Origin of the sequence: Bradyrhizobium sp. SZCCHNPS1003 (assembly GCF_032381555.1) — a bacterium.
Lineage (GTDB): Bacteria > Pseudomonadota > Alphaproteobacteria > Rhizobiales > Xanthobacteraceae > Bradyrhizobium.
The window spans coordinates 426,159-440,372 of the sequence record NZ_JAUHIU010000002.1 but is presented as its reverse complement, the minus strand read 5'-3'; the positions used below and the strand labels follow the sequence as shown (position 1 = coordinate 440,372).

Sequence of the window (14,214 nt, the reverse complement as noted above, 5' to 3'; positions counted from 1 at the left end):
GGCGGGATGCACACGCTCACGCCGCAGCCGCTGACCAAGGCGGCCTTTGCTGATTTCGGCGACGTCGTCGAGACCGACGGCGCCCAACCCATCGAGATCAACCAGGGCTTCGCCCGCCGCTGCAACGGCCTCGCCGCGATCGACGTGACGTCGGGCGGCGCAGACGTGAACATCAGCCTGTTCGAGGCCAAGCCGCGGCCGCAGCCGATCGAGATCAAGCTGATGGAGCGGCATCCGCTCGGCAGCCAGCTGTTCATGCCGCTGCAGGACCGGCCCTGGCTGGTGCTGGTCTGCGACGACCCGCGTGATCCCGCGAGCTACCATGCCTTCACGGCCAGCGGACGCCAGGGCGTCAATTACGCCCGCAACGTCTGGCACCATCCGCTGCTGGTGTTCGATGAGGGCTCGCGCTTCGTGGTGATCGACCGCATCAGCCCCGACAATCTCGAGGAGCTGTGGCTCGAGCAGCCGCTGTTTCTAAGCATCCCCTGAATGGTGGCGCGCGCAGGCTGATCCGTGCGCAGGAGAGACGACGATGGACAAGCCGAACTACTTCGTGCCGCAGGGCGGCCACCCGCCGCAGACCGACCTGCTCACCGGGCGCGCCGTGTTCACTGAAGCCTACGCGGTCATTCCCAAGGGCGTGATGCGCGACATCGTCACCTCGGCGCTGCCGTTCTGGGACAAGACCCGGACCTGGGTGATCGCGCGCCCCCTGTCGGGCTTCTCGGAGACGTTCTCGCAATACATCGTCGAGGTCTCGCCCGGCGGCGGCAGCTCCCAGCCCGAGCCCGATCCCGACGCCGAGGGCGTGCTGTTCGTGGTCGGCGGCGAGATCCTGCTCACCATCGCCGGCAAAGAGCATCCCCTGGGCCATGGCGGCTACGCCTTCCTGCCGCCGGCCTGCAAATGGACGCTGCGCAACGACAGCCCGGCGCCCGCGACCTTCCACTGGATCCGCAAGGCCTATGAGGCCGTTCCCGGCATCCCCGTGCCCGAGGCTTTCGTCACCAACGAGGCGACGATCGCCCCTGCCGCGATGCCGGAGACGCAGGGCCGCTGGGCCACCACGCGCTTCGTCGATCCGCTCGACGTCCGCCACGATATGCACGTCAACATCGTCACCTTCGAGCCCGGCGCCGTGATCCCGTTCCTGGAGACGCATGTGATGGAGCACGGCCTCTATGTGCTCGAGGGCAAGGCGGTCTACAAGCTCAACCGCGACTGGGTCGAGGTCGAGGCCGGCGACTTCATGTGGCTGCGCGCCTTCTGCCCGCAGGCCTGCTACGCCGGCGGCCCCGGCCGCTTCCGCTACCTGCTCTACAAGGACGCCAACCGGCACATGAAGCTGCGACCGTTCAGGTGAGAGGCGCGGTCGCGCAATCGGACCCGGACTTCAATCTCAACTCTAACGTCTCACGTCCCCGACACGACCTTCGCCGGCGCGTCGTCATCCTCCTCATCCGCCTCGCGCACCACGTGGCGTGTGCGCACCACCGTGACGGTGCAGCCCGCCTCCGCGGCGACCTTCGCCGAGACGCTGCCGAGCAGTGAGCGCAGTACGGAATCGCGGCGGGCGCCGATGATGATGTGGTCGACCTGGTTGGCCTCGGCGAACTCGATGATGGCGGCGGCCGGATCGACGGCCTCCAGCACGTGCACCGTCAGCCGGCTGGCGTCGAGCTTGAGCGGCGTCGCCCAGTGCTTCAGCGCGACCATGCGGTCGATGTGCTTGTTGTTGCCCTCCTCGTCCAGGGTGCGATCGATCGTGAGGCGCCCGAGCTTCAGCACGTTGACGCAGGCGAGCCGCGCCGCGGGCAAGGTGGCGAGGATGCGCTGCGCCGTCAGCCGCAGCGCGCCGTTGAGCTCCTCGCCGCCTTCCACGGTGTCGATCGCGACCGCCACGATCGGGCTGGAGGCGATCTGCACCGCGACGTCGGATGATTTCTGTTCCGGCTGCACCAGGCCGCGGTTGAAGCGGCGGCGCCACACCGTGGTGATCGGATCGCGCGTCACCTTCGCCGAACGCGCCGTGAGCTTGACCTGGTCGGGATGGCCGAGATCGAAGGCGAGTTGCGCCGCGGTCGGATAACGCCACACCGGCTCGATCTCCAGGCAGCGCAGCACGATCTCCTGCAGCCAGGGCGGATAGTCCGGCTTCAATTGTCGCGGCGGATAGGGATCGCGCCAGAGACGCCGGCGCATGCCGCGCAGGGTCTCGCTCTCGCCGAACGGCCGCACGCCGGTGGTGAAGAAATAGAGCAGCACGCCGAGTGAAAAAATGTCGCTGCGCGGATCGCTGCGCGTCCCCATCATGCGCTCGGGCGCCATGTAGGGCGCGGTGCCGTAAGGCAGGCGGAATTCCTCCTGCAACAGATCCGGCAGGTGCCTATGGCAGGACAGGCCGTAGTCGATCAGCACCGCCTCCCCTGACGGCCGGAACATGATGCTCGATGGCTTGATGTCGTGATGGATCACGTGCTGCCGGTGAATGTCGGCGAGCGCCGTCGCGATCTTCGCGACCAGCACCCGCGTCTCCTCGTAAGCCAGTGGCAGCTCGGGCAGCCGCTTGTACAGCGTCTCGCCCGGAATTTGCTCGATCACCACATAGGCCTGGGTGGCGAAATCGCCGGTGCCGAAACAGGCCGGCACGTGCGGTCCCGACAGTCTTGGCAGGATCATCTGCTCCATCTCGAAGCTGACGATCGCCGCGGGGTCCTCGCCCTCGGAGACGCGCGGCACCTTCATCAGGATCGGCCGGTCGATATCCGGACGGGTGACGCTCCACAACGTCGCCATGCCGCCGGAATGCACGCATTCGCCGACCGTGAAGCCGTCGATCACGACGCCCGGCTGAAGCTTTGACCTCGGCATGTTCTATCGCCCCATCGAGAGCCGCTGCGCCAGCCAGGGCGGCAGGCCGTTGTCGCGAATGCGCTGCGCCGCAGCCTCGACGTCATAGGGCACACGGCAATAGGTCAGCTCGCGGGTCTTGGTGTCGAAGGTCACGAACGACGCGGCAGGATCACCGTCGCGCGGCTGGCCGACCGAGCCGACCACGGCCAGCCATTGCCGGCCGCGCAACAGCTGAATGGGCATGTTGGCGGTCGGGGTGAAGCTCGTCATCTTCGCGGTCGCGGACATCGAATACAGCGCGGGACGATGGATGTGGCCACAGAACGTCACCTGCGCCTCGGTCGCGATCATGCTGCGGGCCGCGTCGGCCGACGACTGCACATAGCGCCAGCGCGGCGGGCTCGAGGCCTCCGCATGCACGAACAGCCGGTCGTCGTCACCGATGCTCATCGGCAGCTCGGCGAGAAAGCGGCGCTGCTCGGCGCTGAGCCGCCCGCGCGTCCACTCCATCGCAGCCTGCGCCTCGGCATTCATGCTCTCGCTCGCGGTCGAAACGGCATTGTCGTGATTGCCGCGCACCGCCAGCCCGCCACCGGCGACGATCTCCATGACGGTGTCGACCGACCATTCCGGATCGGCGCCATAGCCGACGATGTCGCCGAGACAGATGAGACGATCCGCGCCACGCGCACGCGCCGCCTCCAAGCAGGCCGCAAAGGCCTGCCGATTGGCATGGATGTCGGTCAAAATCGCCAGCAGCACCCGTTTCCTCCGGTTCTCAAGGCTAGCGGCCGTGGTCGCACAAGACTTGAGGAACATCAAACAAGATAGGCGGAGAGATGCGGAATGTCAGCGTTGCAGATCCCCTGCGATGCGCCGGTGCGGCTTTCTTCCCTGGGTAAAGCTGAAGCCCAGGAAGTTGCGGTGGTTCGGTCTGGCGACCGCACTCTTGGCCTTGTTGACCTTGAGCTCGAGGCGCCGTGCCAGGAACGTCCCGATGCTCGCCATCATTCGCGCGCTCGCTTCACGCGGGAGGATACGGCTGCAGCCGCCTACTGCTCGTCCTTCGGCGGCATGCGCGGCGGCAGCAGTGGCGTGAACGAGACGCCGTCGCCGGCGGTCTTGGCGGCCTTGAACTCGCCAGTGGAGGGATCGCCGCCGGCGGTCTCGATGATCGTCTTCGGCAGAATGTATTCGCGCGCGGCATCGATGACCCCGCCGTCGCCGGTGCCGAAATCGGCGGCGCGGCCGCCCTGCGGATGGCCGGCCGCGATCTGGTCGGCGGCGTGCTGGGCCTTGTCGGCAAGTGTGTCGCTGTAGGGGATACGATAGGCGCGCGGCACGCCGCTCGGACGGTTGTCGTCGTCGAGCGCCTCGACCCACAGATAGACCGTGCCGGGATCGCCCTCGACGGAGTGCGGATCGACGATCCGCACCTGCAGCACCTTGAAGCTCCTCGGCAGCCGGTCGACGCTGGCCCAGCCGAGCAGGCCGCGGGCGCCGGCGAAGCTGCCGACATAGAACGCGCTGGTGATGACCACGGCGACCGCCTTGGCCTGCCACGGCAGCCGGGCATAGACCAGCACCAGCAGCAGCAGCGCGCCGATCAGCGCGTAGCACACGGACAGGGTGACGATGACGGTCTGCAGATTGCTCGTCATGGCCTGAGCATCCTGACGCCGGTCTTGGGATCGATATCGGCGCCGTTGCGCCAATTGCTGCGGAACGTCTCCAAGAGCGATTTCGGCCGGCGCTGCACGTCGATCACCTTGCCCTCGGCATTGAGCTTGAAGCGCAGCGCCGTCTTCTCGTCGCCGGAATGGTCGAGCACGACCTTGTCGTCGAAGATCACCTGCGCGGTCGGGTTGAGCTTCTGCACCTTCACCGTGGCCTCGACCGGCGCGCCGCTGACGTTCTGGAAATGCGAGATGTTGACCGTGTATTCGCCGGCGACGACGCCTCTGACGGTGACGATCTCCTCGCGGATCGGCGACGGGATCTTCAGACCGTTGACCAGGATGAAATCGTTGGCGCCGCCGCGGTCGTCGCGGTCGAGCGTGAGGAAGCCGGCCTCGCGATGCCGATACCAGGCAATGTTGCCGACGGGATCCTGCACGAACAGGTCGAGATCATCAGGATGGTTGTCGGGCCAGTCCATCGTGATCAGGAATTCAGCCTTGCTGTCGACCTTGCCGTCCTTGGCGTCCGGCGAGATCGCGAGCACCGCGATGAAGAAGAAGAACGCGACGATCTGCAGCGCCTTGAACAGCATCACGCTGAACGGGTCGAACTGCTCCTCGCGCGGATAGAGTCCGAAATCGTCCATCATGCGACCTGCTCCGGCGCGCGATCCATCGCGCGCTCGAGCCGCGGCGTCACCCGCGTCTCCGTCAGCATGACGGCGTCCGAGAACATCCGTCCCGTCGCCGCATCGAGCATGTAGTACTGGATGCGCACCAGAATCGAGCCGACGAGCCCGGCGAGCGTCGTGTACATGGCAATCGCCATGCCGTCGCTCATCAGCCCCATCGACGATTTCATCGCGAGCTTATCGTTGACGTCGAGGCCGGCGATCGGCGCCAGCATGATGATGAAGCCGATGATGGTGCCGAGCAGGCCGAGCTTCATCAGCGTGTCCGAGGCGAAGCCACCGAAGCCGTTGGAGCCGCGCAGGCGGTCGGCCAAGGTGCGCAGTAGCAGCGTCTGGTCGAGCCGCCCTGCCCCTTGCGTCCGCGCCTTGGTGACGAGGCTGCGGATGTGGTTGGTGACGAGCCCTTTGGGAAGCAACTGCGCATCAGGTTCGAGCGCGCGCGCCGCATCGGGCCCGATCAGCACGGCGCGGCAGCGCCGCGCCGCATCCGCCTCGCGCGCGATTGCTCTGGTGCGCCAGAAGCAATGGCAGCACGTGGCGACGTAGAGCACGGCGATGACGCTGGAGATGTAGGTGCGGTCGGAGGCGACCATCAGGTGGAAATAGCCGTAGCGGGCGAGCACCACGGCGGCGAATATCGTGAGGCCGGTGAAGATCATCCAGAGCAGCAGCGGCCCGCGCTCGGCTGCGTCGCGCGCAGGTTCCACTCGTTCGGCACTGCTGACCACGCTCATGCATGAACTCCCGATGCGCACCGTTTCGTTCGGCGCTTCGCAGAGGAGTTAAGCAGAGCGGCGGAACAGCGTCCAAAGACATCTGCCTCGAGGCTCTCGGGAAAATTTCCCAACCTGTCGCTTGCTGCAGTGCATTTGCTTGGCGGAGCACCATCCCATTGTTACGCTGCGGCAAAAGCCGTGGAGAGGATCGCATGCGTCTCGTGCTCCAGCTCATTGCGCGCCTCGCGCTGATCGTGCTGCTGTGTCTGGCCGCCGCGGCCGTATGGGTCACGGTCGACGCCTATCGCAGCGTCGACCGCGCCACGGCGGCATCGGCCGACCGCGTCTCCCAGGCGTTGGAGGCGCTGTATTGGCGCGAGCTTCTGCTGCGCAGCAACCGGTCGCGCGAGCGGCTGCTGCCGCTGCCCGACTGGCGCACGACCGAGACCATGAAGCTGATCGCGCCCGGCATCTGCGTCCAGCTCAAGCCCGAGGCAGCGTTCGAGAAGCCGCTGTGCGGCCAGAGCAAGGGCCTCGGCGCCGCGCCGCCGCGCTGGTTCTCAGGCGCCGTGGAAGCCATCCTCGGCGATCACGCCGCGGTCGCGCAGCCGATCAGCGCGCGCGCCACGACAGCGGGAACCGTCTCGGCGATCGCCGATCCCGATTCGGCGATCCAGCTCGCCTGGCTGCGCATCCAGGACAGCTTTGGTGTGGCGCTGGCGATGGCGATCGCGATCGGCGTGCTGGCCTCGCTGGCGATCGCGCATGCGCTGGCGCCGGCGCGCAGCATCGTCCAGGCGCTGCAGCGGATGGCCGAGGGCGACCACCGCCCCGCGCTGCCGCGCTTCCGCTCGATGGAGCTCGCCATGATCGGCCGCGCCGTCGGCGAGCTCGGCGACCGGCTGGCGCAGGCCAACGAGCAGCGCGCCGCGCTGACCGAGCGCCTGCTCGACATCCGCGACGAGGAGCGGCGGGCGCTGGCGCGCGAGCTGCACGACGAGTTCGGGCAGAACCTCACGGCGATCCTCGCCTTTGCCTCGACGATCGAGACCGCCGGCAGCGGCCGCAACGATCAGGTCGCCCAGGATGCACGGATGATTACGCAGTCCGTCAGCCATCTGATGGCGTGCCTGCGCGGCACGCTGAGCCGGCTGCGCCGTCCGCTCACCGAGGAGCTCGGACTCGCCGCAGGCCTGATCGCGCTGACCGAGAACTATCAGCATGCCGCGCGGCCCGCGATCCGGCTCGACCTCCACGGCGATCTCGCCGACATCCAGGGCCCGGTCGCGGTCACCGCCTATCGGATGGCGCAGGAATGCCTGACCAACGCCCTGCGCCACACCAGTGCGAGCGAGGTGTCGTTGCGGGTCGAGCGCCGTCAGGGTCCAGACAGTGCGCTCGTGATCTCGGTCGAGGACGACGGCGGCGGCGATGCGACCCTGCTGGCGCAATCGAGCGGCTTCGGCCTGACCGGAATCCGCGAGCGCATCGCCGCGGTCGGCGGCTCGCTGTCGATCGGACCGGCCGCGCGCGGGCTCAGCGTCTCCGCGACAATTCCACTGGCCGCCTGAGACAACCGGGATGCCCGAGCGCACAGGCATTTCGATCCTGCTGGTCGACGACCACCCGGTGGTCCGGCAAGGCTATCGCCGCGTGCTGGAGAGCCAGGACGGGTTTCGAGTCATCGCAGAGGCCGACAGCGCCGCGGCGGCCTATGGCGCGTTCAAGGCGCATGCGCCCGACGTGGTCGTGCTCGACATCTCGATGAAGGGTGCCAGCGGGCTGGAGGCGATCCGCAACATCCGCGCCCGCGACAACCGCGCCTGCATCCTCGTGTTCTCGATGCATGGCGAGGCGCCGCTGGTGAAGGCGGCGTTCGCCGCTGGCGCGAGCGGCTTCGTCACCAAGAGCAGCGAGCCGTCGGCGCTGGTCCGCGCCATCCGCATGGTCATCAACGGCGAGCGCGCGCTCAGCGACGACGTCGCCCACGTGCTGGCCGCTGACAGTCTTGATCCGCAGCAGACCGTGCTCGACCGGCTCGGCGAGCGTGAGATCGAAATCCTGCGCCAGTTCGCGTCGGGCCTGACCACCGAGCAGATCGCCGCCAACCTGCACCTCAGCGTCAAGACGGTGCAGAACTATCATTATCTGGTGAAGGCCAAGACGGGATTGCAGACGGATGCGCAGCTCGTCCGGCTGGCGGTGACCAGCGGGCTGACGAATCTGTAGGCTGCCGTGGGGTGGGCAAAGGCGCTGCCGTGCTGTCGCCGCATGCGAGCCAGCAGTGGCGCCGTGCCCACCATCAAACTGATGAGTTCGCTGATCGACGGTGGGCACGGCGCGCGCGATCTCGGCCCAAGCCGATGTCGTGCAACGCGCCTTTGCCCACCTACGAGCTGTGTGAACCCGCATGTCGCTGCGCTCATGCGGGCTACGCGCGCCTAGCGCGCCTGAAGTCCACGGAGCAGCAGGGTCAGCACGGCATCGACCCGGGCCTGACAGGTGCACTCGCCCCACTCGTCGGCATGAGCGGGATGGTGAAAACTTCTCGTCGCGTCGAAGATCGCCGCGGCCGCGGTCTTGGGATCAGTGACGTGGAACGTTCCCTGCGCGACCCCCTCCGCGATCATGCCCTCGACCTGGGCGATCAGGTGCTGCTTGTGCGCCTTGACCACCGAGCACGCCTCGCGCGCCAGGGTGAGATAGGTCGCGAACATCTCCGGATCTTCACAGACCCGCTTCTGCTTGGCGCCGAACAGCTCGCGCAGCCAGCGCTCCAGCTTCGCCGGCGCGGGTCCCGGCTCGGCCGCGATCTGCGCCAGCGGCGCGCTGACCCGCTCGAGCCAGCGCCGCGCCACCGCCTCGCGCAGCGACGCCTTGCTGGGAAAGTGACGATAAACGGAGCCGTGGCTGACATCGAGCGCTCTCGCGACGTCGACGACCGTCGCTTTGGCGAGCCCGTAACGGCGCAACACGTCCTCGGTGACTTCGAGGATGCGCTCGGATGTCAGAACCACGGCCTCATTCATGCGTGCACCATATCGGTGTCGGACGTATGCGCCTTGATCTGGATCGTCTCGGCCCGATCGGCGGACGACGGCGCGCGGAATTTGGCGGCCTGGGTCTCCAGGTGACGCGCGACCTGGTGATTCAGCCAGTCCTGAAATTGTGAGTGCAACAATCGCTTTTCAATCTTCATCGAAGCGGTCCTTCGCAGTTGAAACCGCTGAACCCATGGTCAGACAGTGCAAGTTGATCTTCAGCATGACAGCGGCAGAGACATACACCATCGCGCTGACAGATTTCAATATCTGTCAGCGCGATTTTTTTGAACGGTATCATAATCCACCTCGATCGCACCGGCCGAGCGGAAAGACCGCCGTTTGTGTCGATCCGGCCGCTCTGGTAAAGCGCGGCGTAAAATGCTGGCGCGGACGCCCGGTCCCGCCCACCTTCCCTCCCGCCTCGGAGCGCCGTCGATGATCCCCCGCTATACCCGTCCCGAAATGGCCTCGATCTGGGAGCCGCAGACCCGGTTCAAGATCTGGTTCGAGATCGAGGCGCATGCGGCGGACGCGCTGGCGCAGCTCGGCGTGATCCCGAAGGACGCGGCCAAGACGATCTGGGCCAAGGCCAAGGACGCCACCTTCGACGTCGCCCGCATCGACGAGATCGAGCGCGAGACCAAGCACGACGTCATCGCCTTCCTGACCCATCTCGCCGAGATCGTCGGCCCCGAGGCGCGCTTCGTGCACCAGGGCATGACGTCTTCGGACGTGCTCGACACCTGCCTCAACGTCCAGCTCACCCGCGCCGCCGACCTGCTGCTCGCCGATCTCGACCGCGTGCTGGCGGCGCTGAAGACGCGCGCCTTCGAGCACAAGATGACGCCGACCATCGGCCGCTCGCACGGCATCCATGCCGAGCCGGTGACGTTCGGCCTCAAGCTCGCTTATGCCTATGCGGAATTCTCCCGCGCGCGCGAGCGCCTGGTCGCCGCTCGGAAGGAGGTCGCGACCTGCGCGATTTCCGGCGCCGTCGGCACCTTCGCCCAGATCGATCCGCGGGTGGAGGAGCACGTCGCCAAGGCGATGGGCCTGTCGCCCGAGCCGATCTCCACCCAGGTGATTCCGCGTGACCGCCACGCGATGTTCTTTGCCACCCTCGGCGTGATCGCCTCCTCCGTCGAACGCTTTGCGACCGAAGTCCGCCACCTGCAGCGCACCGAGGTGCTGGAAGCCGAGGAATTCTTCTCGGAGGGACAGAAGGGCTCCTCCGCGATGCCGCACAAGCGCAACCCGGTGCTGTCGGAAAACCTCACCGGCCTCGCCCGCATGGTGCGCGCCTATGTGACGCCGGCGATGGAGAACGTCGTGCTCTGGCACGAGCGTGACATCTCGCACTCCTCGGTCGAACGCATGATCGGCCCCGACGCCACCGTGACGCTCGACTTCGCGCTGGTGCGCCTCGCCGGCCTGGTCGAGAAGCTGCTGGTCTATCCCGCCAACATGGAAAAGAACCTCGACCGCCTCGGCGGCCTCGTGCACTCGCAGCGCGTGCTGATCGCGCTGACCCAGAAGGGGGCGAGCCGCGAGGACTCCTACAAGCTGGTCCAGCGCAACGCGATGCCGGTATGGCGCGGCGAAGGCGACTTCCGCACCCTGCTTAAGGCGGACGCCGAGGTGAAGAAGTATCTCACCGACGCCGAGATCGACGAGCAATTCGACCTCGGCTACCACCTCAAGCACGTCGACACGATCTTCCGGCGCGTGTTCGGCAGCGCCGAGTGACGGCGCGCGCCGTTACAGCTTCTTCAGCGAGACGGCCGCATTGCCCTTGTTGTTGAAATAGAATCGATACAACAACCAAGGAAACAGGATGGAGGTGTCGTTGACGTAGACGAACACCTCCCCATCGCTGCGTGCGGTGAACTCGGCCGTCCAGCGGCTACTGCCGGGGGCTTCGGGTCGGAAGGTGGGGAGATGCTCCTCCAATCCCGTGCTGCCCACCCGCACGATGGGCGCGAACCAGTTCGACCAGATCAGCCGCTTGAACGGCACGCCCGGTAGCTGCGTCCAGGTCCCGTAACCAAAGCCGGCCGGGGATGCAGGGATGCTGCCGTCGCTCCATCCCTCTCCGACATCGAGCGTGATCTGATACGTCTCGTCCTGCGCCACGCTAAGCGCTGTTGGATAGCAATGGTGGCGCGTCTCGAACAGCGGCCGGATACTTCCATTATGCCATGCCCCGATCTCCGTCTCGTTGACCTCGGTCGGCCTCAGTGTTGCCTTGCAGAACAGACCGGCCGTGTTGGCCGCGCCGAACGCCAGCCACCAGAACAGCCAGAACATGATGCCGGTCGGGAAGATCCACGATTTCAGGACGTAGAAACCGGCGATGTACCAGCCCTGGCGTCGCAGCGAATAAACCGTCGCGCGCCAGCCGGTCACCGGCTTGTGTCGGGATGGATCGTTCCAGGCGATGCGTGCGGCGTCGCGGATCGTTCGCTGCAGTGAGGTGCCCCACGCCGTCAAGCCGAGCGCCACGGCTGCCCCGATCAGCAGGAAGCCGGGCGAATCCCGGAACGCTACGAACCAGGGATCGAGAAATCTTGGCAGGAACGCAGCCGCCGCGTTGACCAGGGGATCGCCCACCACACGCAGGGGGTCATAGAGGAAGCGCGGCCGATAGATGACGGCGTACGGGATCGCCGCGACGAACAGCAGCGCGAACATGGTGGCGAAATAGACCACGCGGCGCAGCCAGACCCAATTCCAGACATCGTCCTGCACCCGCGTCCGCGCGTGCCCGCGATCGAGCGGATGCAGCGCATCGACCGGCGTATCGGTCTCATCCGTGACGCGGTAGCTGGCGGGTACGACCACCGGTGCATAATGATCGGGACCCGACTGGATGCGCTCGAACACCGTGCGGTGAATGGTCGGCTTCACCGGCGGCAGAGGTGGCTGCGGCAGGCTCGGGTGCAGATCGTCAGCAAGAAGCCCGGTCTGGGCCTTGAACGGCGAATGAAGCAGCCACTTGATGCGACTGACATCGTACCGGAGCGATAGCTTGTAGGGCGGCGCTTCATAGATTTCGCGCAGATTGCGCGGCTTGTAGCGGTAATAGGCAGCCAACCCCTTGCGTGAGTCGTTCAGCGTATCGAGCGGATCGATCTCGGGATCGTAGAGCAGCCTGCGCCGCCCGTCGAGATAGACGAGACCATAGGCCTGGGCGCGGTCGAGCATCCAATCGAGCGTCACATAGGAAAGGCCATCCTGCGGATAGCCGCCGCCGATGTCGGAATGCACGCCGGTAAACCACACCTGGCTGATGCGCTCGCGGTCACGTGGCGGCAGATCGGTGCGCAGATGCGGCGGCGGCTCGGCGAGTTTCGCAGCTTCGCTGCGCGGATCGTAATCGATGCCGAACAGCCAGTCCTTCTTGTCACTCCGGCCCGGGACCGCATCGTCCCGTCCCCACACATAGCGCTCGTCCCAGATCACTGGGCGGAAGGCGTCACGCTCCTCCTCGATCGCGAGGGCGTGGCAGGCGCGATGGATCTTGGAATTCATGAACTGGTCCGGCATCGACAGCGGCCAGATCCAATAGTCGATGGCGCGGGTCATCTCCTCGATCGGCCCGCCGTAGGCGTCAACGGTGTCCCAAATGCCGACGAAATGCACGCTCTCGACCTCGATCGCCGGCGGCGCCTCGGGCGCAACGCCCTGCAGCCTGCGCAGCAGCTTGATACCCCCATCGCGCCATTTACGGAGGTCCAGGCCGATCTTGCCGAGATATCTGAGAAGTCCGGTGTTGTAGCGGCGACGATAGCGGCGATAGGCGTCCGCAGCGAAGCGCGCGAGGTCGGCCTCATTGTTGTTGTAAGCGACGAGGCCCTGCCCCGCGATCATCGCCGCCACGATGCGGATCGTGAACGCGCCGCGGCTGAAGCCGAAGCAATAGATGCGGTCGCCCGGCTTGTAGTTGCGGCAGCAGAAGCTGTAGATCGCAATCGCATTCCGCTTCAGGCCGAAGCCGAAGACGCCGCCGAGGGCTGCGAACAGCTTGAAGGAGGACGTGCCGACGCCATCGTCGTAGAAGGCGACTTGTCGGCGCGGATCGCGCAGGTCCAGCAGCTGGAACAGCCGCCAGACATTGGTCTTGAACACGGCCTTGGCGCTGTTGCCGGTCCCGTCCGACAACAGCACGATGTTCTTTGCAACAGGATTGGACACGAGGCCCCCCGACCAGAATGCCGGCAGGGAGATTGGTCCGCAATTGCAAGAAAATCAAGGCGCAATCCCTGCGCGAGCCTGCAGGACACCCGCTCAGTTCTCAGCACCGCCCGTCATCCGCAAGGCAACATCGTCGCTTGATCCGATGCAGACATCGAACGGGGGACGGCGTATCGAGCCCCCGCAGGCCGGGTCGGCGCTTGAGGATCACCGGAGGCGCGACTGACAGAGCGGCACGCATGGAATCACTCAAAAATGATCAGCAGATACCTTTGTGCGGTTGTCCGACATCTCGTCGTCGACCTCTGATCCTTCGACACCGACCAGACGAGCGCCTATGCAGGTCGTCCTGCTCCCCCATCGACGAGACACCCACATGCCGGCGACCTATGATCCTCTGCTGCGACGGATCCATTGGGCAACGGCGCTGCTGTTCATTGCAGCCATGCTGATCGGACTCTATTGCGGCCTGCAGCCGGCCGGGACATCGCCGCGGCGCGAGTTGCTGGAAATCCACAAGTCGCTCGGCGTCACGCTGTTTCTGCTCGCCATTCTCCGTCTGATCGTGCGGGCTCGCACGACGGCCCCGGCAGCTCCGGCCGCCTTCGGCCCGATCGTCCGCGCGCTGTCGCAGCTCAATCATTGGACGCTCTATGCGCTGCTTCTGGTCATGCCCGTCACCGGCTACATGTTCTCGTCGGCCGGCGGCTACTCGCTGCGCTACTTCTGGACGTTCAGCTGGCCGCGCCTGTTCGCCGGCGACAAGACGATCGCGCAGGCCGGCGAGATCACGCACGACGCGCTGGCCTATGTGGTCTATCTCGTCGTCGGCCTGCACATCGCCGCCACGCTCTGGCATGAGTTCGTCAAGAAGGACGAGACATTGGCCCGGATGTGGCCGCGACGGTAACCTCGTAGCCCGGATGAGCGCAGCGACATCCGGGTTCATCGCAGGCAGCGTTGGAGACCCCGGATATCGCTCCGCTCATCCGGGCTACGAGGTCAATGCGCTGCGCCTTCGTAGGGTGGGCAA

The 14,214-nt window shown here is 66.2% G+C and carries 15 protein-coding genes; 6 read left to right on the top strand and 9 right to left on the bottom strand.

Annotated elements, in window-relative coordinates; translation table 11 throughout:
• Window positions 1-6: 6 nt before the first annotated feature.
• Together QX126_RS05705 and QX126_RS05700 are read left to right on the top strand one after the other, a co-directional pair.
• Complete coding sequence (locus tag QX126_RS05705; protein WP_315779803.1) at window positions 7-492, top strand: ureidoglycolate lyase; 486 nt, start codon at window positions 7-9, stop codon at window positions 490-492.
• A 43-nt stretch (window positions 493-535) separates the two neighbouring features.
• Window positions 536-1,366, top strand: a complete 831-nt coding sequence (locus tag QX126_RS05700; protein WP_315779801.1) for a bifunctional allantoicase/(S)-ureidoglycine aminohydrolase — start codon at window positions 536-538, stop codon at window positions 1,364-1,366.
• A 50-nt stretch (window positions 1,367-1,416) separates the two neighbouring features.
• Here QX126_RS05700 and QX126_RS05695 read toward each other — a convergent pair whose 3' ends face one another.
• The 6 genes from QX126_RS05695 to QX126_RS05670 all read right to left on the bottom strand — a co-directional run bounded on the left by QX126_RS05695 (window position 1,417) and on the right by QX126_RS05670 (window position 5,961).
• Entirely contained in the window at window positions 1,417-2,874 is a 1,458-nt protein-coding gene (locus QX126_RS05695; protein ID WP_315779799.1) for a bifunctional serine/threonine-protein kinase/universal stress protein, read from the bottom strand.
• 3 nt (window positions 2,875-2,877) lie between these two features.
• Window positions 2,878-3,618 carry a metallophosphoesterase family protein gene (locus QX126_RS05690; RefSeq protein ID WP_315776756.1) on the bottom strand — a complete coding sequence of 247 codons (741 nt, stop codon included), beginning with the start codon at window positions 3,616-3,618 and terminating at the stop codon, window positions 2,878-2,880.
• An 87-nt stretch (window positions 3,619-3,705) separates the two neighbouring features.
• Entirely contained in the window at window positions 3,706-3,867 is a 162-nt protein-coding gene (locus QX126_RS05685) for a hypothetical protein (RefSeq protein WP_315779797.1), read from the bottom strand.
• Between the two features lie 41 nt (window positions 3,868-3,908).
• On the bottom strand, window positions 3,909-4,517 hold the full coding sequence (locus QX126_RS05680) for a hypothetical protein (RefSeq protein ID WP_315779795.1): 609 nt from the start codon (window positions 4,515-4,517) through the stop codon (window positions 3,909-3,911).
• Complete coding sequence (locus tag QX126_RS05675; protein WP_315779793.1) at window positions 4,514-5,185, bottom strand: hypothetical protein; 672 nt, start codon at window positions 5,183-5,185, stop codon at window positions 4,514-4,516. Before QX126_RS05675 ends, QX126_RS05680 begins: the two co-directional genes overlap by 4 nt.
• Window positions 5,182-5,961 carry a MotA/TolQ/ExbB proton channel family protein gene (locus QX126_RS05670; protein WP_315779791.1) on the bottom strand — a complete coding sequence of 260 codons (780 nt, stop codon included), beginning with the start codon at window positions 5,959-5,961 and terminating at the stop codon, window positions 5,182-5,184. Before QX126_RS05670 ends, QX126_RS05675 begins: the two co-directional genes overlap by 4 nt.
• Window positions 5,962-6,155: 194 nt before the next feature.
• Between QX126_RS05670 and QX126_RS05665 the strand changes: the two genes are divergently transcribed.
• Both QX126_RS05665 and QX126_RS05660 read left to right on the top strand, forming a co-directional pair.
• The gene (locus QX126_RS05665; RefSeq protein WP_315779789.1) at window positions 6,156-7,514 is read left to right on the top strand and encodes a histidine kinase; all 1,359 of its coding nucleotides are present in this window, start codon (window positions 6,156-6,158) and stop codon (window positions 7,512-7,514) included.
• Window positions 7,515-7,524: 10 nt separating this feature from the next.
• The gene (locus QX126_RS05660) at window positions 7,525-8,172 is read left to right on the top strand and encodes a response regulator transcription factor (RefSeq protein WP_315758991.1); all 648 of its coding nucleotides are present in this window, start codon (window positions 7,525-7,527) and stop codon (window positions 8,170-8,172) included.
• Between the two features lie 212 nt (window positions 8,173-8,384).
• Here the strand turns inward: QX126_RS05660 and QX126_RS05655 are convergent, their stop codons facing one another.
• Window positions 8,385-8,972: a TetR family transcriptional regulator gene (locus tag QX126_RS05655; RefSeq protein WP_315737392.1), complete on the bottom strand. Its 588-nt coding sequence runs from the start codon at window positions 8,970-8,972 to the stop codon at window positions 8,385-8,387.
• Window positions 8,969-9,142: a hypothetical protein gene (locus QX126_RS05650; RefSeq protein WP_315737391.1), complete on the bottom strand. Its 174-nt coding sequence runs from the start codon at window positions 9,140-9,142 to the stop codon at window positions 8,969-8,971. Before QX126_RS05650 ends, QX126_RS05655 begins: the two co-directional genes overlap by 4 nt.
• A gap of 280 nt (window positions 9,143-9,422) precedes the next feature.
• On the opposite strand from QX126_RS05650, the gene purB reads away from it, so the two are divergent.
• On the top strand, window positions 9,423-10,733 hold the full coding sequence (gene purB, locus QX126_RS05645) for an adenylosuccinate lyase (RefSeq protein ID WP_315779787.1): 1,311 nt from the start codon (window positions 9,423-9,425) through the stop codon (window positions 10,731-10,733).
• Between the two features lie 12 nt (window positions 10,734-10,745).
• On the opposite strand, the gene QX126_RS05640 is transcribed toward purB, so the two are convergent.
• Entirely contained in the window at window positions 10,746-13,181 is a 2,436-nt protein-coding gene (locus tag QX126_RS05640; protein ID WP_315779785.1) for a DUF2235 domain-containing protein, read from the bottom strand.
• Window positions 13,182-13,557: 376 nt separating this feature from the next.
• Between QX126_RS05640 and QX126_RS05635 the strand changes: the two genes are divergently transcribed.
• On the top strand, window positions 13,558-14,091 hold the full coding sequence (locus QX126_RS05635; protein WP_315737388.1) for a cytochrome b: 534 nt from the start codon (window positions 13,558-13,560) through the stop codon (window positions 14,089-14,091).
• Window positions 14,092-14,214: the final 123 nt, after the last annotated feature.